Raw genomic sequence first — 19745 nt, 5'->3', positions numbered from 1 at the left:
TTGTGCATGGATCCTCGGGTCAAGCCCGAGGATGACGCGGGAGTGGGTGTGGTCGACAATTCCGCTACGTCTGGACGCGGTAGCCGTCAATGCTCTTTGGTCGCAAATTCACTCGATCGACTATAGGCGAAATTCACCCGGCCGTGCTGAGAGTCGGAAGTCGCTCCTTTTCCTCTCGGTCATCCTCGGGCTTGACCCGAGTATCCATGCGCGAGCCCTCGACTTCCGAACCCCCGAAACGCGAAATCCGTGGCGGCAACAATCTTCCCGCGGTGGTTTGAAGGATCGCTCGCCAAGTCGCCGAGTTCGGTGAACGAAAATCGCAGCAAACTCATGGAACAATCACTCATCGCCCATCTTCAACGCCGCGATGAACGCCTCCTGCGGGATCTCCACCTTGCCGAACTGGCGCATGCGCTTCTTGCCTTCCTTCTGCTTTTCCAGAAGCTTGCGCTTGCGGGTGGCGTCGCCGCCGTAGCACTTGGCGGTCACGTCCTTGCGCAGCGCCCTGACCGTCTCGCGGGCGATGATGCGGCCGCCGATCGCCGCCTGGATCGGGATCTGGAACATGTGCTGCGGGATCAGGTCCTTTAACTTCTCGCACATGACGCGGCCGCGCTTTTCCGCCGCCGAGCGGTGGACCAGCATCGACAGCGCGTCGACCGGCTCGGCGTTGACGAGGATCGACATCTTGACGAGGTCGCTCTCGCGGTAGTCCGAGAGGTGATAGTCGAAGGAGGCATAGCCCTTGGAGATCGATTTCAGCCGGTCGTAGAAGTCGAAGACGACTTCGTTGAGCGGCAGGTCGTAGGTCAGCATCGCCCGGCTGCCGACATAGGTGAGTTCGATCTGGATGCCGCGCCGATCCTGGCAGAGTTTTAGGATGCCGCCGAGATATTCGTCGGGCGTCATGATCGTCGCGCGGATCCACGGCTCGCGGAATTCGGTGATCTTGACGACGTCCGGCATGTCGGCCGGGTTGTGCAGTTCCTTCTCGGTGCCGTCGGTCATGGTGAGCTGATAGACGACCGACGGGGCAGTGGCGATCAGGTCGAGGTCGAACTCGCGCGACAGGCGCTCCTGGATGATTTCTAGATGCAGCAGCCCGAGGAAGCCGCAGCGGAAGCCGAATCCCAGAGCCGCGGAGGATTCCATCTCGAAGGAGAACGACGCGTCGTTGAGGCGGAGCTTGCCCATGGCGCTGCGCAATTCCTCGAAGTCGGCCGCGTCGACTGGGAAGAGGCCGCAGAAGACCACCGGCTGCGCCGGCTTGAAGCCGGGCAGCGCCGTCTCCGTCGGGCGCCTGTCGTCGGTGATCGTATCGCCGACGCGGGTGTCAGCCACTTCCTTGATCGAGGCGGTGATGAAGCCGATCTCGCCGGGGCCGAGCGAATCCATCGCCACCATCTTCGGCGTCAGCACGCCGACGCGCTCGATCGTGTATTTGGCGCCGGTGCCCATCATCCGGATCGTCTGGCCCTTCACCAGCACGCCGTCGATGATGCGCACCAGAACCATGACGCCGAGATAGGTGTCGTACCAGCTGTCGACGAGCAAGGCCTTGAGCGGCGCCTTCTCCCCGCCCGTGCTCTTCGGCGCCGGCAGCTTGTGGACGATCGCTTCGAGCACATCCGGAATGCCGAGACCGGTCTTGGCCGAGATCAGCACCGCGTCGGAAGCGTCGATGCCGATCACCTCCTCGATCTGCTCCTTGATGCGGTCGGGCTCGGCGGCCGGCAGGTCGATCTTGTTGAGCACGGTGACGAGCTCGTGATTGTTGTCGATCGCCTGGTAGACATTGGCGAGCGTCTGGGCCTCGACGCCCTGGCTGGCGTCGACGACGAGCAGCGAGCCCTCGCAGGCCGAAAGCGAGCGTGAGACTTCGTAGGCAAAGTCGACATGGCCGGGCGTGTCGATCAGGTTCAGCACATAGGTGTCGCCGTCATTCGCCTTGTAGTGCAGGCGCACCGTCTGGGCCTTGATGGTGATGCCGCGCTCGCGCTCGATATCCATGCTGTCCAGCACCTGCTCGGACATCTCGCGCTCGGCAAGCCCGCCGGTCAGCTGGATCAGCCGGTCGGCCAGCGTCGATTTGCCGTGGTCGATATGGGCCACGATCGAGAAGTTGCGGATATGCGACAGGGGCGTCTTGGAAGATGGTGTGCTCATGGGGCGCATATAGCAGCGCGATCAGGCGGCGCAAAGCGGGAAATGAAGGCTTCGTTCACTATAAATCCGGGCGTGGCGCGGCTATTTCGCCCTCGCCTCCGCCTCGGCAAGCGCGCCCGCATTCGGCACCTGCGCGCTCTTCAGTTCGAAGCTCTCGCAGAGCTGCGGCGGCACGCGCTCGCGCAGCCGCAGGCGGATGAGCACGAAGGCCGCATAGAGGACGGCGACGGCGATCGTCGCATGGATGAACAGCTGTGCGCCGAAGACCGGCGTCAGCAGCGTCACGAGCATCGGCACCAGCGTCGCCGCCGCCGACCAGGCGACCAGCATGGTGCTGGCGAGCGGCACGTAATCGGCGGGATCGGTGCGGTCGTTGGCATGGGCATTGGCGATCGAATAGACCGTCTCGACGGCGCCGGCGAAGAGCGCGAAGACGAGCATCAGCAGCGGAAGGCTTTCAAAGGAGACGACGAGCGCTGCGAGCCCCGCCGCCACGATCAGGCCGCAGGTGGCGATGAGAACGATGCGGCGGTCGATCCGGTCGGAAAGCGAGCCCATCGGATACTGGATGAGGAGCAGGCCGAACTGCATGACGAACATCAGCGTCGCCACGTCCTCTTGGCTCATCGCATTGGCGGCGGCATAGATCGGCGTGAAGCCCTGCACCAGCATCGAGAGGCCGCCGGAGGCGAGCACGCCGATGAGGGCGACGGGGGAGCTGCGCCAAGCCATGGCGATGTCGATGCTGACCTTGGCGGGCGCGGGCGGCGTCGGCAGGCGTGTGAGGCCGATCGGCAATATGGCGAGCGCCGTGAAGAAGATCGTGACGATCGGTGCGATGTTGCCGTCGACCGGGATGCGGCCGAAAAGCCAGGCGCCGGCCCCAAGCCCGATCACATAGGCCATGTAGAAAAGCGCCATGGCCTTGCCGCGCCAGTGGTTGTCGCTCGCGTGGTTCAGCCAGCTCTGGGTGATGATGAAGTTGGTGTTGGCGGCTGCGCCGTAGAGCGCGCGAGCGAAGATCCAGAGAAGGGGATGGACGCCGAGGCTGATCAGCACGGCCGCTAGGATGACGAGCGCCATCGAACAGGAAAAGGCCCGCGCATGGCCGACGCGGTGGATCAGCGGACCAGCCATCACGCAGCCGATCAGGCCGCCGAAGGCGATTGCGGTGACCGCCGCGCCCGGTACCCACTCCGGTGCTGCGGAGCGCGTCAGCACGAAGGGAACATAGGCAAGCATCATGCCATTGCCGATGGCGACGGCGGTCATCGAGGTGACGATGCTGGCAATCGACAGGAGAGACGAACGATCGCTGCCCATGTGCTTGTCCTCTCGCAGCCGCTTCTCCGACGCAAACTAACGCGGCGCGGCCTGTCGCATTGTCGCCGGAGCGGCATGGAAGAAATTTATTTTGGGCCAACGGGGGCCGCTTGACTCCACTATATGAGAAATGCAATCTCAAATAATGGAACAGGCAATCAACTCCCTCGAACGGACGATCGGCGAGCGCGTGCGTGAGATGCGGACGCTCCAGACCCTGACGCTCGACGAATTGGCGATCCGCTCCGGCGTCAGCCGGGCGATGATCTCCCGGGTCGAACGCGGCGAGGCGAGCCCGACGGCACAGCTACTGGCAAAACTGTGCAGCGCCCTCGGCACGACGCTCTCGGCGCTTTTCGCCTCTGCCGCGGACAACCCCTCGCCGATCGCGCGGCGGGCGGAGCAGCGGCTCTGGCGCGATCCGGAAAGCGGCTATCTGCGCCGCTCGGTGTCGCCGGAGGGCCTCGGCTCGCCGGTCGATATCGTCGAGGTCGAGTTCCCGCCCGGAGCCCGCGTCGTCTTCGAACGCCAGCCGGCCGACCGCGGCATCACCCAGCACCTCTGGCTTTTCTCCGGGCGACTGGAACTGACGATGGAGAGCGGACCGCAGGTGCTGGAGGCCGGCGACTGCCTTTTCATGGGCCTCGAAGAGGCGCACATCTTCCACAATCCCTACGACGAGCCGGCGCACTACGCCGTGATCCTCTGCCGCACCAAGGTGTAATCATGCCCGACGTAACGATCCGCGTGCTTACCGAAGCAGAAACCCGCGCCGCGCTGCCGACGCTCGCCGAAATCCTCTCCGACTGCGTCGAGGGCGGCGCCTCGGTGGGCTTCATGCAGCCCTTTGGACCGGAAGACGCGGTGCCCTATTGGCAGGGGGTCGCCGCCGCCGTCGGCCGGCAAGAGACGGTGCTCCTTGTTGCCGAGCTCGACGGACGCGCTGTCGGCACCGTGCAGCTTGGGGTCGCGACGATGCCGAACCAGCCGCACCGCGCCGACATCAAGAAACTGCTGGTGCATCAGGACGCGCGCGGCCTGGGTCTTGCTCGGCGGCTGATGGACAAAGCCGAGGCCGAGGCGCAAAAGCGTGGCCGGCGCGTGCTGGTGCTCGATACCGCGACCGGCGAGCCGGCGGAGGCGATCTACGAGCGCTTCGGCTGGCTGCGGGCCGGCGTCGTTCCCGACTATGCGCTGATGCCGGACGGGCGCTATTGCGCGACGACGTTTTTCTACAAGCATTTGTCGACTTAGGCGATCGTGGCGTGCCCCTCATCCCGCTGCCGCGACCTTCTCCCCGCTCGCGAGGAGAAGGGACTCGTTGCGCTGCGTTCCCTCCTCGCAGCCGGTGCCGCTCGGGACAGGGGGATTGAAGGCGCGCCGCACCCCCCCTTCTCCCCGCCTGCGGGGAGAAGGTCGCGGCAGCGGGATGAGGGGCCGATTGCGAGCAGGAGGAGACCGATTTCGCTTCGCTCGATCGTAGAGTAGCTTGCGTCGCGAATTGCCGACAGCACCCCAATCAGGACACCCAGAATGCGCGTTTACTTCTCCGAAGATCACAAGCTCCGAGACGCGAAGACAGAGCTGCATGGCGGCGAGCTCGTACCGCCCTTCGAGGCGCCATTTCGGGCCGAATGGATTCTCGCCGCCGTCAGGGAAGCAGGCTTCGCCGACGTGGTCGCGCCCGAACGGCACGGCATGGAAACAGCGCTGAAGCTGCATTCGGCGGACTACCTCGACTTTCTCGAAACCGCTTGGCAGCGCTGGGTCGCGGACGGCTACCGCGGCGAGGCTATCCCCGCCTGCTTTCCGGCGCGGCGCATGCGCCAGCATCCGCCGAAGGATATCGACGGCGCGCTCGGCTACTATTCCTTCGCCGCCGAGACGGCGATTACCGAAGGCACCTTTGCCGCCGCGCGCGCCGCAATGGACTGCGCGATTTCGGCCGCCGACCATCTCGCTGTCGGCAATACCGCCGCCTTTGCGCTCTGCCGTCCGCCCGGCCATCACGCGGCGATCGATCTTTTCGGCGGCTACTCCTTCATCAACAATGCCGCCTGCGCCGCCCAGCGCCTGCGCGACCGCGGCGCGGCAAAAGTTGCCGTCCTGGATGTCGATTTCCACCACGGCAACGGTACCCAGGATATCTTCTACGAGCGCGGCGACGTCTTCTTCGCCTCGCTGCACGGCGATCCGGTCGATGCCTTCCCGCATTTCCTCGGCTTCGCCGACGAGGAAGGGGCCGGAGCGGGACTCGGCACGACAAGGAACTATCCCATGCCGCGCGGCACCACCTTCGAGACCTGGGTAGCGGCGATGGATGACGCGCTCGCGCGCATTGCCGGTTTCGGGACCGAGGCGCTCGTGCTCTCGCTCGGCGTCGATTCGTTCGAGCGCGACCCGATCAGCTTCTTCAAGCTGAAATCGGAAGATTTTCTGAGCATGGGCGCGCGCTTGCGGAAGGCCGGCCTGCCGGTCGTCGTCTGCATGGAGGGCGGCTACGGCGTGCCGGAGATCGGCCTCAACGTCGCCAATGTCCTGAAGGGCATCGCCGGCTGATCGGCCTCAGCCGTCTAGGACACGAAGAACTGCGACAGCCCTTGGCCGGCGGCGAAGGCGAGATAGGCGAGCACGGCGAAATAGATGGTAGTGGCGACGAGGAAGAGGTAGCCGCCGGCCACCATCAGCCCGTCGCGCTGGATGATGCCGAGCGACAGAAGCAGGATGGCAATGCCCGGCAGCGTGTTCGACAGCGGGATCAGCCCGAGCGGGAACATCAGCAACACGCCGCCCGCCATTATCATCAGGCCGTTGAAGCGGTTCATGACGGCGCCATGGGTGAGGAAGTGCAGCCTCGGGCGCACATAGCGGTCGAGTTTCGAAACCAGCGCCGCGCCCTTCTGCAGGGTCGGTACGAGTTTTTCGGTCTCGATCTGCCGGTCGAGAATGCGCCGCGGCAGCCAGGGCAGACGATTGAGGGTGATCGCCAGCGAAATGAGAATGATCGCCGCGCCGAAGACGGTGCTGACCCCGGGGATAGAAACCGGAATCAGGAAAGGCAGCGTCAACAGTGCGCAGAGAAGCAGGAAACCGTGCTCGCCGATCTCGATCATCAGTTCGCGCAGCGTGACCGTATTGCCTCGGATCGAAGCGATCATCCCGGTCAGCGTATCGCTGAGGCTGCGCTCTGTATCATCGAACTCGATCGCCATTCATATCCCTCTCGTCTGCGTCTCGGCCCGGCATTGGCACCGTAGCGCGAGCCTGTAAAGCTTCGGTTATCGTCCCCTCTGGACGGCAATGTGGCGAAGCAAGGTGAAATGCTGCAGTGCCGAAACATTACAGCTGCCGGTCTGTGTGGAAAGCGCCGCGCCCCTTCATCTTCCTGCCGCAATCGATAGTATGAAGCAGCTTTAGCACCAATGGGGACAATTGATTCGATGATCAAGAAATGCGCCATCCTGGCTGTCGCGGCCATCTATCTTTCCGGATGCACGACCACCGATCCCTATACGGGAGAACAGAAGATGTCGAACACGGCCGGCGGCGCATTGCTCGGTGCGGGTCTCGGCGCCGCAACCGGCCTCCTGGTCGGCGGCAGTGCGGCGGGACGGCGTGACGCCGCACTCGTCGGCGCCGGCATCGGTGCGCTCGGCGGCGGCCTGATCGGCAACTACATGGATCAGCAGGAATCGGAGTTGCGCGCCCAGTTGCAGGGCACCGGCGTCTCCGTCACGCGCCAGGGCGACCGGATCATCCTCAACATGCCGTCGAACATAACCTTTGCGACCGACCGCGACCAGGTGATCCCGCCCTTCTACCCGACGCTCGATTCGGTCGCGGTCGTCTTGCGCAAGTTCAACAAGACGCTGATCGACGTCGACGGCCACACCGATTCGACCGGCAGCGCCTCCCACAACCAGGGCCTTTCCGAACGCCGCGCCGCCTCGGTCGCCAATTATCTCGGCAGCCGCGGCATCGACCAGCGTCGCATTTCGACGATGGGCTACGGCATGGAACGGCCGATCGCGTCGAACGCCAGCGAGGCAGGCCGCGCCCAGAACCGCCGCGTCGAAATCTCGATCGCGCCGATCAAGCAGGGCTGAGAGCTTTTCGATATTTCGCGAGGGCCGCGCGGGTTCTCCGGCGACGCACACCTCCCCTACGGTCGTCATCCTCGGGCTTGACCCGAGGATCCATTTGCCAATCACTCAAGCTGAGATTTTCGGAACGCCTTGCGTGTGGATCCTCGGGTCAAGCCCGAGGATGACGGCTTGAGGGAGGCGCGGTCCCGGTTATCGAAAGTGCAGCGCCGCCCGCGGCTCCTAGCCTTGCGGCGGATAGATGTGCTCATTCCCGCGGAAATCGGTGACGGTGTAGCAGCCGCCGCCTTCCGCCTCTATCGCGCTGGCGCTGATGACGGCCTTGCCGTAACCGCCGGGGATATCAAGGATATAGGTCGGCTGGCAGAGGCCCGAGACGCGGCCGCGCAGCGAGGCGAGGAGCGCCTGGCCCTCTTCGATCGTCAGTCGGAAATGGCCGGTGCCGGGCGCGAGGTCCGGATGGTGCAGGTAATAGGGCTTGATCCGCGTCTCGACGAAGGCGCGCATCAGTTCGGCAAGCACGTCCGGATCGTCGTTGACGCCCTTCAGCAGCACCGATTGGCTGAGCATGACGATCCCAGCATCGATCAGCCGGGCCGCGGCGCCGCGCGCTTCGCCCGTCAGTTCGCGCGGATGATTGGCATGAAGCGCCACATAGGTCGCCTTGCCGCTGCACTTGAGGGCCGCGATGAGATCCGCATCGACGCGGTGCGGCTCGACGACCGGTACGCGCGTGTGGAAGCGGACGACCTTGACGTGCTCGATCGCGCCGAGACGCTCGAGGATTTCCTGAAGCCGCCGCGGCGACAGCACCAGCGGGTCGCCACCGGTCAGGATCACCTCCCAGATCTCCGGATGCTCGGCGATATAGGCGATCGCCGCGTCGAGTTCGGCGGGCGTCAGCGTGCCGAGCCCCTGCGGGCCGACCATTTCGCGGCGGAAGCAGAAGCGGCAATAGACCGGGCAGACGTGGACGGCCTTGAGCAGCACCCGGTCCGGATAGCGGTGGACGATGCCCGCGACGGGGCTGTGGGCGCCGTCGCCTATCGGGTCGGTGCGTTCCTCCCGCGTCGAAGTCAGCTCCGCCGTGTCGGGTACGAACTGCCTGGCGATCGGGTCATGCGGATCGGCGCGGTCGATAAGGTCTGCAACGGCGGGGCTGATGGCGATCGCGTAGCGGGAGGCGACGCGGGAAATCGCCTCCTCGGCCGAGGCGTCGACAAGGCCGGCTTCGACGAGATGGCCCGCCGTCCTGAGGGAACGATGTACTGTCATGCCCCGGCCTCCGCCACCGGCGCCCAGAGCACCTGATCGATGCGCGCGGCGCCGGTCGCCAGCATCACCAGACGGTCGAAGCCGAGCGCGATGCCGCTCGCCTCGGGCATAATGGCAAGCGCCGCCAGGAAGTCCTCGTCGAGCGGATAGGTTTCGCCATAGACCCGCGCCTTTTCCGACATTTCGAGCCGGAAGCGGCGGCGCTGTTCCTTGGCGTCCGTCAGTTCGCCGAAAGCGTTCGCCAGCTCGACGCCGCAGGCATAGAGCTCGAAGCGCTCGGCAACGCGAGGGTCGCGTAGCGTCGGACGGGCGAGCGCGGCCTCGGCGACGGGGTATTCGTCCAGGATCGTGGCCCGCCCGAAGCCGAGGTTCGGCTCGATCTTTTCGACGAGCACACGGCTGAAGAGGTCGGCCCAGGTGTCGTCATCGGCGACCCGCAGGCCGGCCTTCCGCATGGCCGCCGCCAGCCCCTCGCGATCGGTCGTCCCGTCCTCGGCGATCGAGGCGAGAAGCTTGATTCCGGCGAAACGCGCGAAGGCCTCGGCGACCGAAAGCCGCTCCGGTTCGAGAAACGGGTCACAAATGCGGCCCTGATAGGCGAAGGACCGCGTGCCCGTCGTCTCGGCGGCAAGCGCGAGGACTTCGGCGCAATCGCGCATCAGCGTCTCGTAGCTCTCCTCGGCGCGGTACCATTCGAGCATGGTGAATTCCGGATGGTGCAACGGGCCGCGCTCGCGGTTGCGATAGACATGGGCGAAGCAGGCGATGCGGCGTTCGCCCGCGGCCAGCAGCTTCTTGCAGGCGAACTCCGGCGAGGTGTGCAGATAGAGCGGCTGCACCGATCCATCCGGCCCGAGCGCCTCAGTTGCGAAGGCGTGGAGATGCGCCTCGTTGCCCGGCGACAGCTGCAGCGTTGCCGTATCGACGTCCATGAAGTCACGCTCGCCAAAGAAGCGGCGGAGTGCCGACTGGATGCGGTTGCGGCCGATCAGAAAGGGACGCCGGTCGGCGTGGACATCCGGTGTCCACCAGGGAGAAGCATGCGGCATGATCGGTTCGGTCCAAGCTTTCTTCCGCGCGAATGCCGCTCAGGCTGGCTATTTGCGTGGAATTAGGGTAGTGGCGGCGCGAAATCTAAAATTTTCGCTCCTTCCGGGCCGATTTCGGCCCGCGCGTGTCGCTGATACCTCTGTTACAAGGAAGACTAATGGTCAAGGTCATCGCTTCTTCGGTCCGCAAGGGCAACGTTCTCGACGTCGACGGCAAGCTCTATGTGGTGCTCACCGCCCAGAACTTCCATCCGGGCAAGGGCACGCCGGTCACCCAGGTCGACATGCGCCGCATCTCCGACGGTGTGAAGGTCTCGGAGCGCTACCGCACCACCGAACAGGTCGAGCGCGCTTTCGTTGAGGACCGCGAGCACACCTTCCTCTATGAAGATGCCGAAGGCTTCCATTTCATGAATCCGGAGAGCTACGACCAGCTCGTCATGTCGGCCGAGGACATCGGCGACCTGAAGGCTTACCTCCAGGAAGGCATGGCGGTAATGCTGTCGATCCACGAGGGCATTGCGATCGCCATCGACCTGCCGCGCCACGTCATCCTCGAGATCACCGAGACCGAACCGGTGGTCAAGGGCCAGACGGCCTCTTCCTCCTATAAGCCGGCCCTGCTTTCTAACGGCGTCCGCACCTCGGTGCCGCCGCATATCCAGGCCGGCACCCGCGTCGTCATCGCGACGGAAGACGGCTCCTACGTCGAGCGCGCCAAGGACTGAGGCACGTCCTGAGAGCGCTGTGTAACAGGGGCGGCGGGTTACCTGCCGCCTTTTTTGTCGCGACTCACAACAACTCAGGATGCGAGTGAGCAAGACCTGCAAAATTGAGCGTGCATTTTGGAGGCGCGCTGTTTAGGGTCAACTGCCGCCCGCCTACTGCATGTGTCCTTAAATCGACCTCGATTTAAGGACAAAGACATGCAGCAATTCAAAGTGCTACAGCGACCTTTGCGCGTCTGATAAGACGCGCGGCGCTGTAGTGCATCGGCGCGAAAATCGGGATCGATTTTCGGAAAGCACGACGCATAGGTTCAAAGCGGTACAGCGTCCTTTTGCGCGTCTGAAAGGACGCGCGGCGCTGTAGGCGGAACGAGATCGAGGGATTGCATGTTTCCACTGTCGCATATGATGAAAGCCTTCATCCGCAAGGGCACGCTGACCGTGATCGATGCCGACGGCAAAAGGCACGTCTTTTCGGGCGAGCCGGGGCCGAGCGTCACGATGCGACTCACCGACAAGCGGCTCTACCGCAGCCTCGTCCTCAATGCCGAACTCGCCGCCGGCGAGGCCTATATGGACGGGACGATGCGCTTCGAGGAGGGATCGACGCTTCGAGACTTCCTCACCCTCTTCTCGATAAACCGGCTGTCGCTCGGCTCCTACCCGATCCAGAAGCTGCTGCGGGCGATCAAGATGCGGTTTCGCAAGCGCCAGCAGGCAAACCCAAAGGGCAAGGCGCAGCAGAACGTCGCCCATCACTACGATCTCGGCAACGCGTTCTACAAGCTCTTCCTCGACGAGAACATGCTCTATTCCTGCGCCTATTTCCGCGCGCCGGACGAGACGCTGGAGGCGGCACAGCGCAACAAGCTCAGGCTGCTCGCCGCGAAACTCTGCCTGAAGCCCGGCATGAAAGTGCTCGACATCGGCTGCGGCTGGGGCGACCTAGCGCTCTATCTCGCTGCGCTCGAGAATGTCGAGGTCCTCGGCGTCACACTGTCAAAGGAGCAGCAGGCGCTCGCCTCCGAGCGGGCTCGCGCCGCCGGCCTTGCCGACCGGGTGCGTTTCGAGCTGAAGGACTATCGCGATGTCGAAGGTCCCTTCGACCGCATCGTTTCGGTCGGCATGTTCGAGCATGTCGGCGTTCATCACTACGACGAATTCTTCAAGAAGCTGAACGCGCTGATGCGAGACGACGGTCTCGCGGTGCTGCATTCGATCGGCCATATGAGCCCGCCCGGCATGGCGAGCCCGTGGCTCAGGAAGTACATCTTCCCGGGCGCCTATTCGCCCGCTTTGTCGGAAGTCTTCGAGGTGGTCGAGCGCAACAGCCTGTGGGTGAGCGACCTCGAATTCCTGCGCGTTCACTACGCGACGACGCTTGCCCATTGGGGCGCGCGCTTCGAAGAAAATCGCGACAAGGTGATCGCCATGTATGACGAGCGCTTCGCAAGGATGTGGGAGTTCTACCTGATCAGCGCAGAGATGATGTTCCGCACCGGCAGCCAGCTCGTCTTCCACATGCAGCTGTCGCGCTCGCGCGACGCGGCGCCGATCGTGCGCGATTACATCACCGACCAGCAGCGCGCCTATATCGAAAAGGAAAAGGCGCTCGAGCTGTCGATTTGAAGCCCGCCTGCCGATGCGGTGACGCGGGCAAATGCGCCGTCAGCGCTTCGCCCAAAGCACCTTGAAGCGCGCATTCCGGCAGGTTTCGCCGCTTTCCTTGAAGGCTTCCGCCAGGACCTGTTCATAAGGCAGGCCGCGATTGGCGACCAGCATCAGCCGGCCACCCTGCTTCAGGGCCTTGGCGGCTGCCTTGATCATCGCCGCGCCGAGAGCGGGCTCCGCCGCGTGGCCCTCGTGGAAGGGCGGGTTCATGACGATCAGGTCGTATTTGTCGCGTGTTTCTTCGCTCGTCAGATCGTGCCAGTAGAAGCGCGCCGGCGTCGACGAAGCGTTCGCCGCCATGTTGGCCCGCGCCGCCTCCAGGGAATTGTGATCCGCCTCGAACAGGTCGATGCCCTTGAGGCCCGGCGAGGCCTCGGCAAGCTTTACCGAGAGATAACCCCAGCCGGCGCCGAAATCCGCAGCATGGCCGCTGAACTCGCGCGGCAGGCGGGAGGCGAGCAGTTCCGAGCCGGCATCGACGCGGTCGTGCGAGAACATGCCCGGCGCCGCCTCGAACAGGCCGTCGACGCGCACGGGGACCTTGGCGAGCTTCGACACGGCCTCGGAGGCGTCCTCCGGCCGCGTGAACCAGAAGGCGACGCCGTGATATTTCGGCATCGAATCGCCTTCCCAGCCGAACTTGTCGATCTTCTTGCGCAGCGGCTGGATACCGTCCTCCTTGCCGCCGGCGACGACGATGAGGGCGCCGTGCCGGGTGCGTTTCAGCGCCTCGGCAATGCGGTCCTCGTTCTCGCCCTTGTGCTTGCCGCAGAGCACCAGTGCTGCGTCGTAGTCCTCGCCCGAGGCGACCGGCGCCGCTTCGGCCCGTGCAGCTTCCAGAGCGCGATACAGGGATTTGAGCGGCTGGACGGCCAGCATCGATGCGGCAAAGCCTTCCGGCAGCCTGTAGCCCGCTTCCGCACCGAGAAACAGGACGCGCTCGCCCTCCCCCGGCGGATCGATGACGCCGGTCTCGAAGGGATAGAACAGGGTTTTCAGCGCGTCGCGGCTCATGGATGTTTCCGTTAGCAAATCTGTCGGTCGAGTGCGGGCCGCCTCACAGGGAGAGTCTTGTCCCGCGCTTACGAGAAAGGGCGCGAAGCGATCTGCTCCGCGCCCCGAGTTGGATTGAACTGAAGCCGGCTTATTCGGCCGCTTCGCCGCCGTCCTTCTTGTCGGACTTGTCGCCCTTTTCGGCGACGATCTCCTTGCCGGTCGCCTGGTCGACGACCTTCATGGAGAGGCGGACCTTGCCGCGCTCGTCAAAGCCCATCAGCTTGACCCAGACCTTGTCGCCTTCCTTGACGACATCGGTCGTCTTGGCGACGCGCTCGGAGGCGAGCTGCGAAATGTGGACGAGGCCGTCACGGGCGCCGAAGAAGTTGACGAAGGCGCCGAAATCGGCGGTCTTGACGACCGTGCCCTCATAGATCTGGCCGACCTCCGGCTCGGCGACGATCGAGTGGATCCACTTCCGCGCCGCCTCGATCTCCTTGCCCGACGACGAAGCGATCTTGACGGTGCCGTCGTCCTCGATGTTGATCTTGGCGCCGGTTTTCTCGACGATTTCGCGGATGACCTTGCCGCCCGAGCCGATGACTTCGCGGATCTTGTCGACCGGAATGTTCATCACCTCGATGCGCGGCGCGAATTCCCCGAGCTGGCCGCGGCTCTCGGAAATGGCCTTGGCCATTTCGCCGAGAATGTGCAGGCGGCCACCCTTGGCCTGGTTGAGCGCAACGCCCATGATCTCTTCGGTGATGCCCTCGATCTTGATGTCCATCTGCAGCGAGGTGATACCGGCTTCGGTACCGGCCACCTTGAAGTCCATGTCGCCGAGATGGTCCTCGTCACCGAGAATGTCGGAGAGAACGGCGAAGCGGTCATCTTCCTTGATCAGGCCCATGGCGATGCCGGCGACCGGCTTGGCGAGCGGCACGCCCGCATCCATCAGTGCCAGCGAGGTGCCGCAGACGGTTGCCATCGAGGAGGAGCCGTTCGACTCGGTGATTTCGGAAACGACGCGCAGCGTATAGGGGAACTGCTCCGCCGTCGGCAGCATCGGGTGGATGGCGCGCCAGGCGAGCTTGCCGTGGCCGATTTCGCGGCGGCCCGGAGAACCCATGCGGCCCGTCTCGCCGACCGAGAAGGGCGGGAAGTTGTAGTGCAGCATGAAATTTTCCTTGTACATGCCGGTCAAGGAATCGACATACTGCTCGTCTTCGCCGGTGCCGAGCGTGGCGACGACGATCGCCTGCGTTTCACCGCGGGTGAAGATCGCCGAGCCGTGGGTACGCGGCAAAAGGCCGACTTCGGCGACGATCGGGCGAACCGTGACGAGGTCGCGGCCATCGATGCGGCTCTGGGTGTCGAGGATGTTCCAGCGGACGATCTTGGCCTGCAGGTGCTTGAAGACAGAGGCGATTTCCTCGGCCGAGTGGGCCGGGTTCTCGATGCCTTCCGGCAGGAAGTGCTCCTTCACCTTGGCCTTGACGGCGTCGACGGCGGCATAGCGTGCGGCCTTCTCGGTGATCTTGTAGGCGTTGCGCAGCTCGTCCTCGGCGATTGAAAGCATGGCGTTTTCAAGCGCGGAATGGTCTTCCGGCTCGAACTCGCGCGGCTCCTTGGCGGCTACTTCGGCGAGCTTGATGATCGCGTCGATGACCGGCTGGAAGCCCTTCTGGCCGAAAACCACGGCGCCGAGCATGACGTCTTCCGGCAGCTCCTTGGCTTCGGACTCGACCATCAGCACGGCTTCCTGGGTGCCGGCGACGACGAGATCGAGCGTCGATTCCTCCATCTCGTCGAGGTGGGGATTGAGCACGTACTGGCCGTTGATGTAGCCGACGCGGGCGCCGCCGATCGGGCCCATGAAGGGAATGCCGGAGAGTGTCAGCGCCGCAGAGGCGGCCACCATCGAGACAACGTCCGGGTTGTTTTCAAGGTCATGCTGCATGACCGTGACGATCACCTGGGTGTCGTTCTTGTAGCCTTCCGGGAAGAGCGGGCGGATCGGACGGTCGATCAGGCGCGAGACGAGCGTCTCGTTTTCGCTCGGACGGCCTTCACGCTTAAAGTAACCGCCGGGGATTTTGCCGGCGGCATAGGTCTTTTCCTGGTAGTTGACGGTCAGCGGGAAGAAGTCCTGACCGGGCTTCGGCGCCTTGGCGGAAACAACCGTGGCCAAGACGACGGTTTCGCCGTAGATGGCGAGAACGGCGCCGTCCGCCTGGCGGGCGATCTTGCCGGTTTCGAGCTTGAGCGGACGCCCAGCCCATTCGATTTCTACCTTGTGGGTCTCGAACATGTTCTGTCCTTCGTGTGCGGGAGACCGTCCGCGGCTGTTGCAGCGCAGACGATCTTGTTGCCGCTTGGTGTGGCGCATCACGGGCAAGACAACGGGAGGCTTCAAACAGTACCGGCCGCTCACCGCTTTGCCGCGCTCACCCGTATGGAAGCGCTTCGGCAAGCAGGCGCCGAAGCATCCTGCAATCCTGCCCCATGACGGGCCATCGGTTGATCCGCGATACCGGCCCATCCGGCTCGCTGGACATCTCCAGACTGCGCCTACGGCGCCCGTGGAGAGAGAATTCTACAGCGCCGTGCATCCCTTTCGACGCACAAAGGCCGCAGTGGGCGGTTCAGCGCCCGAAAAAATCCGGCGGATCGCCGAGCGACCCGCCGGACAGTCGATTAGCGACGGATGCCCAGGGCACCGATCAGCTTGCTGTAGCGCGCTTCGTCTTTCTTCTTCAGATAGTCGAGGAGCGAACGACGGCTGGAAACCATCGCGAGGAGACCACGGCGGGAATGGTTGTCCTTCTTGTGGTCCTTGAAGTGTTCGGTCAGTTTGTTGATCCGTTCCGTCAGGAGCGCAACCTGGACTTCCGGAGAACCGGTATCGCCTTCGGCGGTTGCGAATTCCTTGATGAGCTGAGCCTTGCGCTCTGCAGTGATCGACATCGGCTGATCCTTTCGTTTCGAGGATTTGAGGTCGCCGGCAGCCGGGATGTCGTCCAGCCGCGGCCGTTCACACGAAGAGGCGGCGCCTTTTCGCTGGCGTGGCTATAACCGAAACGGACACAAAAGGAAAGGGTGATCGAGCCGGCTGCGGGTACCCCGCTGCGCCACATTTTTCTTCCGCATCAAGCTGCCGCGAGCATTGACGCCGGCAGGCACCGGCATCAACTGTCCGCCCCGCCTCGGGGCTCGCCGCCGCGGGGGATGCGGATGTGCCATTCGATGCCGTCGGCATGCATCTTTCTGTCGAGTTCGGCGCGCAGTGCGATGCCGAGCATGCGCTCGATCACCACCGAGCCGAACCCCCGGCGGGGCGCCTGGCCCGGCTCGGCAAGATCCGCGCCGCTCTCGCGCCAGCGAATGGTGATCGTTCCGGGCGACACCGACCACTCGAGCTTGACCGCGCCCGTCGCATTGGCAAGCGCCCCATGCTTGATCGCATTGGTCGCCAGTTCGTGAAGGACCATGCCGAGCGTCTGCGCCATTTGGGTGTCCAGCCGCAAACTTGGCCCGGCAAGCACGATGCGGTCCGGATCGTCCGGCGCAAAGGGCTGAAGCTGGTCCTCGGCAAGCTCGCGGAAATCGACACCCATTGCCGCATTGGCGATCATCAGGTCGGTCGAGCGGGCAAGCCCAGCAAGCCGCTTGCGGAACGCGTCGACGAACTCCGCGGTGTCCTCGCTCGACGCCGCGGATTGGGCAAGCATCGACTGGATGACAGTCAGCTGGTTCTTCGAGCGATGCGCGACCTCGCGCATGAGGAGGCGGATTTCCGCCTCGGCCTTGGTACGGGCCGCCGCCGCGCGGGCAAGCGCTGTCGAGACGGCCTCGACTTCGGTAATGACGTAGCGGCGCGGCTCGATCACTTCGCCGGCGCCGAGACGCCGTGCGTCGAGCGCCAAGAGCTTGACCCCCTGCGTCAACAGCCGCGCGATGGTCAGGGATCCGGCAACGGCGATGCTGGCGAAAATGATGCCGCCGAGCGACAGCCAGAGAAACGACCACAGGATCGGCGCATCGACTACCTCCCGCGGAGCCCAGGCGACGATGCGCCAGCCGGTGATGACCGAGAATTCCGAGACGACGCGGTAATCCACCCCATGCTCGTTGATGTCGCTGACGCCGATGCTGATCTGAGGGAGCTTGTCCAGAAAGAACGCTTCCCCGGGACGGGCCGCGGGATCGGAGGAGGCGATCACCTTGCCTTTGCCGTCGACGAGCGCGGCATTCCACCCCGGTGAAAGCGTGTCCCGATTGACCGCCTTGGCCATCCGAGCCGCATCCTGGGTCAGGCCCAACAGATACCGTTCGCCGTCCGGCCCGTTTATCGGCAGATAGACGTTGAAGACCCAGCTCCTGGAGGTGTTCGCGAAGAAGGCGCCGGAAACGAGCGGTCCGCTGCTTTTCAGGGCCAGGTCGAGGTCCGGATCGGATCCCCGCCCCAACAGCGTCCCGAACGGAACGCCGGTGCTCATCCGCAAATTGTGATCGCTATCGACGACGATCAGATTGGAATGGGTGCCCGCCAAAGCACTCGAAGCGCGGTGGTAGAAACCGCGCAGATCGCGAAGATCGACCGCCCCAGAGGTCGACAGGACCCGGAGCGTGGTCATCATGCCCTCGACCTCGCGCTCGACGATCCGGGTAACGGAGCCGGTCGAGGCCCTCAGCAGCGAGGTGACGACCTGCTCCTGCGCATCGACGCTGCGCTTCACGATCACGAAGGAGAAGATGAAGGAAGGGATGATGGCGATCAGCAGCAGCGAAAGCAGATAGAAGCTGAAGGGCCTGCGAAGATAGGTGCGAACAAAGGCCGCGACCGCTTGCAGTCCGCCGGATGAGACCTCGCTCTCGCTTTTCTCTGGCGCCTTGAGCATCCGTACCGCCTTTCGCCCGGGCTTCTCAACCCCGTTGCGCGCCTATACGCCGCACGCAAAGCGGCGCAATTGTTGGCCGGGCACCGGCTGCCGGTCAATGGCTGGCGAACACACGCTTCGGTCGAAATTCACCTTCGGCGACTTCACCGATCGCAACGAGCTTGCCGCGTGCGGTTGCGTAGGCCTCCGGAGCCGGCAACGGCGCGTCCCGACCACGCAGGATGATCGGGTTGCCCATTCTCAACCGGTGCGCCTGATCCTCGCTTACCGCCACATGCGGCAGATCGGAAAGCGCCTCGCCGGTGTCGATCAGATAATCGTCGAGCGCGGCAAGTCGTTCCGCATCGTCCTCGATCTTTTCCAGCGCCACGAGATCGGCGAGCGAGACCATGTCCTCCTCGCCGAAGGGCGCGACGAAGGTGCGGCGCAAGGAGGCGATGTGGCCGAAGCAGCCGAGATCGCGGCCCATGTCGCGGGCGAGCGAGCGGACATAGGTGCCCTTGCCGCACTCGATCTCGAAATGGGCGAGATGCGGCGTCGAGCCGATCAGCGAGAGGCGGAAAACCTCCACCTCGCGGGGTGGGATTTCTACGGTTTCGCCGTCCCGCGCAAGGTCGTAGGCGCGCTCGCCGTCGATCTTGATCGCCGAAAACTGCGGCGGTACCTGGCTGATCACGCCGGTATATTTCGGCAGCAGGGCACGGATTGACTCTTCGCTCGGACGCTCGGAAGACGAGCTGACGACATCCCCTTCGAGGTCGTCGGTCGAGCGTTCCTCGCCCCAGGCGACGGTGAACTCGTAGATCTTGCGGCCGTCCATGACATAGGGAACGGTCTTCGTGGCATCGCCGAGCGCGATCGGCAGCATGCCGGAGGCCAGCGGATCGAGCGTGCCGGCATGGCCGGCCTTCTGCGCCTTGAACAGCCACTTGATCTTGGACACAGCCTCGGTGGAGCCGAAATCGAGCGGCTTGTCGAGGATCAGCCAGCCCGAAATCGGGCGGCCCTTGGGTTTGCGCGGCTTGGACATGGATCTTCTATTCTTCGTCGTCGGTGTCGGGATCGAGGTCGCGGCTGACTTCCGGCGAGCGCAGCAGCGCGTCGATCTTCTGGTAGTTGTCGAAGCTGGTGTCGTCCCTGAAGCGGACGTCCGGCATGTATTTCATCTGCCTGAGCTGCGGCCCGAGCCGGCCTCGGATGAATTTCGCATGCTTGTTGAGCGCCTCGATGACCGCCGCATGATCGGCGACACCGAGCGGCGTAACATAGGCCGTCGCTATCTTGAGGTCGGGCGACATACGCACTTCGGAAATCGAAATCACCGTCTTCTCGATCAGCGGGTCGCGGACTTCGCCGCGCTGCAGGACCTGGGTGATCGCGGCGCGCACCTGTTCGCCGACGCGCAGCATGCGCTGGGACGGAGCGGAGGATGTGGATCTGGTCATTGTGCTTATCCTGGATCACGGCGATTGCGGTCACATCGACCGGACTCGAGCCGCGATCGGTTCAATAGAGACGAGACGGCCATGA

Annotated in this window: 17 protein-coding genes; 6 read left to right on the top strand and 11 right to left on the bottom strand. The window is 64.2% G+C overall.

All coding sequences use genetic code 11. The features are described 5' to 3' along the window. Positions 1-342: 342 nt before the first annotated feature. Both lepA and SS05631_RS18825 read right to left on the bottom strand, forming a co-directional pair. Positions 343-2178: a translation elongation factor 4 gene (gene lepA, locus SS05631_RS18830; protein WP_037422371.1), complete on the bottom strand. Its 1836-nt coding sequence runs from the start codon at positions 2176-2178 to the stop codon at positions 343-345. Positions 2179-2250: 72 nt separating this feature from the next. Beyond that, on the bottom strand, positions 2251-3492 hold the full coding sequence (locus SS05631_RS18825; RefSeq protein ID WP_037422374.1) for an MFS transporter: 1242 nt from the start codon (positions 3490-3492) through the stop codon (positions 2251-2253). Between the two features lie 145 nt (positions 3493-3637). Here SS05631_RS18825 and SS05631_RS18820 point away from each other — a divergent pair, with 145 nt between their 5' ends. From SS05631_RS18820 to SS05631_RS18810, 3 genes are all read left to right on the top strand, one after another. Beyond that, positions 3638-4216 (top strand): XRE family transcriptional regulator, encoded by a 579-nt coding sequence (locus SS05631_RS18820; RefSeq protein ID WP_172900182.1) that lies wholly within the window; start codon positions 3638-3640, stop codon positions 4214-4216. A gap of 2 nt (positions 4217-4218) precedes the next feature. Continuing rightward, a complete protein-coding gene (locus tag SS05631_RS18815; protein ID WP_037422380.1) occupies positions 4219-4746 on the top strand; it encodes a GNAT family N-acetyltransferase in 528 nt (175 codons plus the stop codon). 279 nt (positions 4747-5025) lie between these two features. Further along, on the top strand, positions 5026-6051 hold the full coding sequence (locus SS05631_RS18810; protein ID WP_037422382.1) for a histone deacetylase family protein: 1026 nt from the start codon (positions 5026-5028) through the stop codon (positions 6049-6051). Positions 6052-6065: 14 nt separating this feature from the next. On the opposite strand, the gene SS05631_RS18805 is transcribed toward SS05631_RS18810, so the two are convergent. Beyond that, positions 6066-6704 carry an exopolysaccharide biosynthesis protein gene (locus tag SS05631_RS18805; protein WP_037422385.1) on the bottom strand — a complete coding sequence of 213 codons (639 nt, stop codon included), beginning with the start codon at positions 6702-6704 and terminating at the stop codon, positions 6066-6068. A gap of 228 nt (positions 6705-6932) precedes the next feature. Here SS05631_RS18805 and SS05631_RS18800 point away from each other — a divergent pair, with 228 nt between their 5' ends. Then, complete coding sequence (locus SS05631_RS18800) at positions 6933-7598, top strand: OmpA family protein (RefSeq protein ID WP_037422450.1); 666 nt, start codon at positions 6933-6935, stop codon at positions 7596-7598. 219 nt (positions 7599-7817) lie between these two features. Here the strand turns inward: SS05631_RS18800 and SS05631_RS18795 are convergent, their stop codons facing one another. Together SS05631_RS18795 and epmA are read right to left on the bottom strand one after the other, a co-directional pair. Continuing rightward, entirely contained in the window at positions 7818-8870 is a 1053-nt protein-coding gene (locus SS05631_RS18795; RefSeq protein ID WP_037422387.1) for a lysine-2,3-aminomutase-like protein, read from the bottom strand. Then, positions 8867-9919 carry an EF-P lysine aminoacylase EpmA gene (gene epmA / locus SS05631_RS18790; protein WP_037422388.1) on the bottom strand — a complete coding sequence of 351 codons (1053 nt, stop codon included), beginning with the start codon at positions 9917-9919 and terminating at the stop codon, positions 8867-8869. The genes SS05631_RS18795 and epmA overlap by 4 nt, the downstream gene beginning before the upstream one ends. 158 nt (positions 9920-10077) lie before the next feature. On the opposite strand from epmA, the gene efp reads away from it, so the two are divergent. Beyond that, positions 10078-10647: an elongation factor P gene (gene efp / locus SS05631_RS18785; protein WP_037377751.1), complete on the top strand. Its 570-nt coding sequence runs from the start codon at positions 10078-10080 to the stop codon at positions 10645-10647. A 387-nt stretch (positions 10648-11034) separates the two neighbouring features. Continuing rightward, complete coding sequence (cfa1, locus tag SS05631_RS18780; protein ID WP_037422389.1) at positions 11035-12276, top strand: cyclopropane-fatty-acyl-phospholipid synthase; 1242 nt, start codon at positions 11035-11037, stop codon at positions 12274-12276. Between the two features lie 39 nt (positions 12277-12315). On the opposite strand, the gene SS05631_RS18775 is transcribed toward cfa1, so the two are convergent. The 6 genes from SS05631_RS18775 to rbfA all read right to left on the bottom strand — a co-directional run bounded on the left by SS05631_RS18775 (position 12316) and on the right by rbfA (position 19660). Then, positions 12316-13332, bottom strand: a complete 1017-nt coding sequence (locus SS05631_RS18775; protein WP_037422390.1) for a class I SAM-dependent methyltransferase — start codon at positions 13330-13332, stop codon at positions 12316-12318. A gap of 130 nt (positions 13333-13462) precedes the next feature. Continuing rightward, entirely contained in the window at positions 13463-15625 is a 2163-nt protein-coding gene (gene pnp / locus SS05631_RS18770; RefSeq protein WP_037422393.1) for a polyribonucleotide nucleotidyltransferase, read from the bottom strand. Positions 15626-16011: 386 nt separating this feature from the next. Further along, the gene (rpsO, locus tag SS05631_RS18765; RefSeq protein WP_037422396.1) at positions 16012-16281 is read right to left on the bottom strand and encodes a 30S ribosomal protein S15; all 270 of its coding nucleotides are present in this window, start codon (positions 16279-16281) and stop codon (positions 16012-16014) included. Between the two features lie 221 nt (positions 16282-16502). Next, positions 16503-18215 (bottom strand): sensor histidine kinase, encoded by a 1713-nt coding sequence (locus SS05631_RS18760; protein WP_037422399.1) that lies wholly within the window; start codon positions 18213-18215, stop codon positions 16503-16505. 94 nt (positions 18216-18309) lie between these two features. Next, the gene (truB, locus tag SS05631_RS18755) at positions 18310-19245 is read right to left on the bottom strand and encodes a tRNA pseudouridine(55) synthase TruB (protein WP_037422401.1); all 936 of its coding nucleotides are present in this window, start codon (positions 19243-19245) and stop codon (positions 18310-18312) included. Positions 19246-19252: 7 nt separating this feature from the next. Continuing rightward, positions 19253-19660, bottom strand: a complete 408-nt coding sequence (gene rbfA / locus SS05631_RS18750; RefSeq protein WP_037422404.1) for a 30S ribosome-binding factor RbfA — start codon at positions 19658-19660, stop codon at positions 19253-19255. Positions 19661-19745: the final 85 nt, after the last annotated feature.

Origin of the sequence: Sinorhizobium sp. CCBAU 05631 (assembly GCF_002288505.1) — a bacterium.
In the GTDB taxonomy this organism is placed as follows: Bacteria; Pseudomonadota; Alphaproteobacteria; order Rhizobiales; family Rhizobiaceae; genus Sinorhizobium; species Sinorhizobium fredii_C.
Note: the sequence above shows the minus strand (reverse complement) of the source record. Positions and strands in the feature narration are given on the sequence as shown.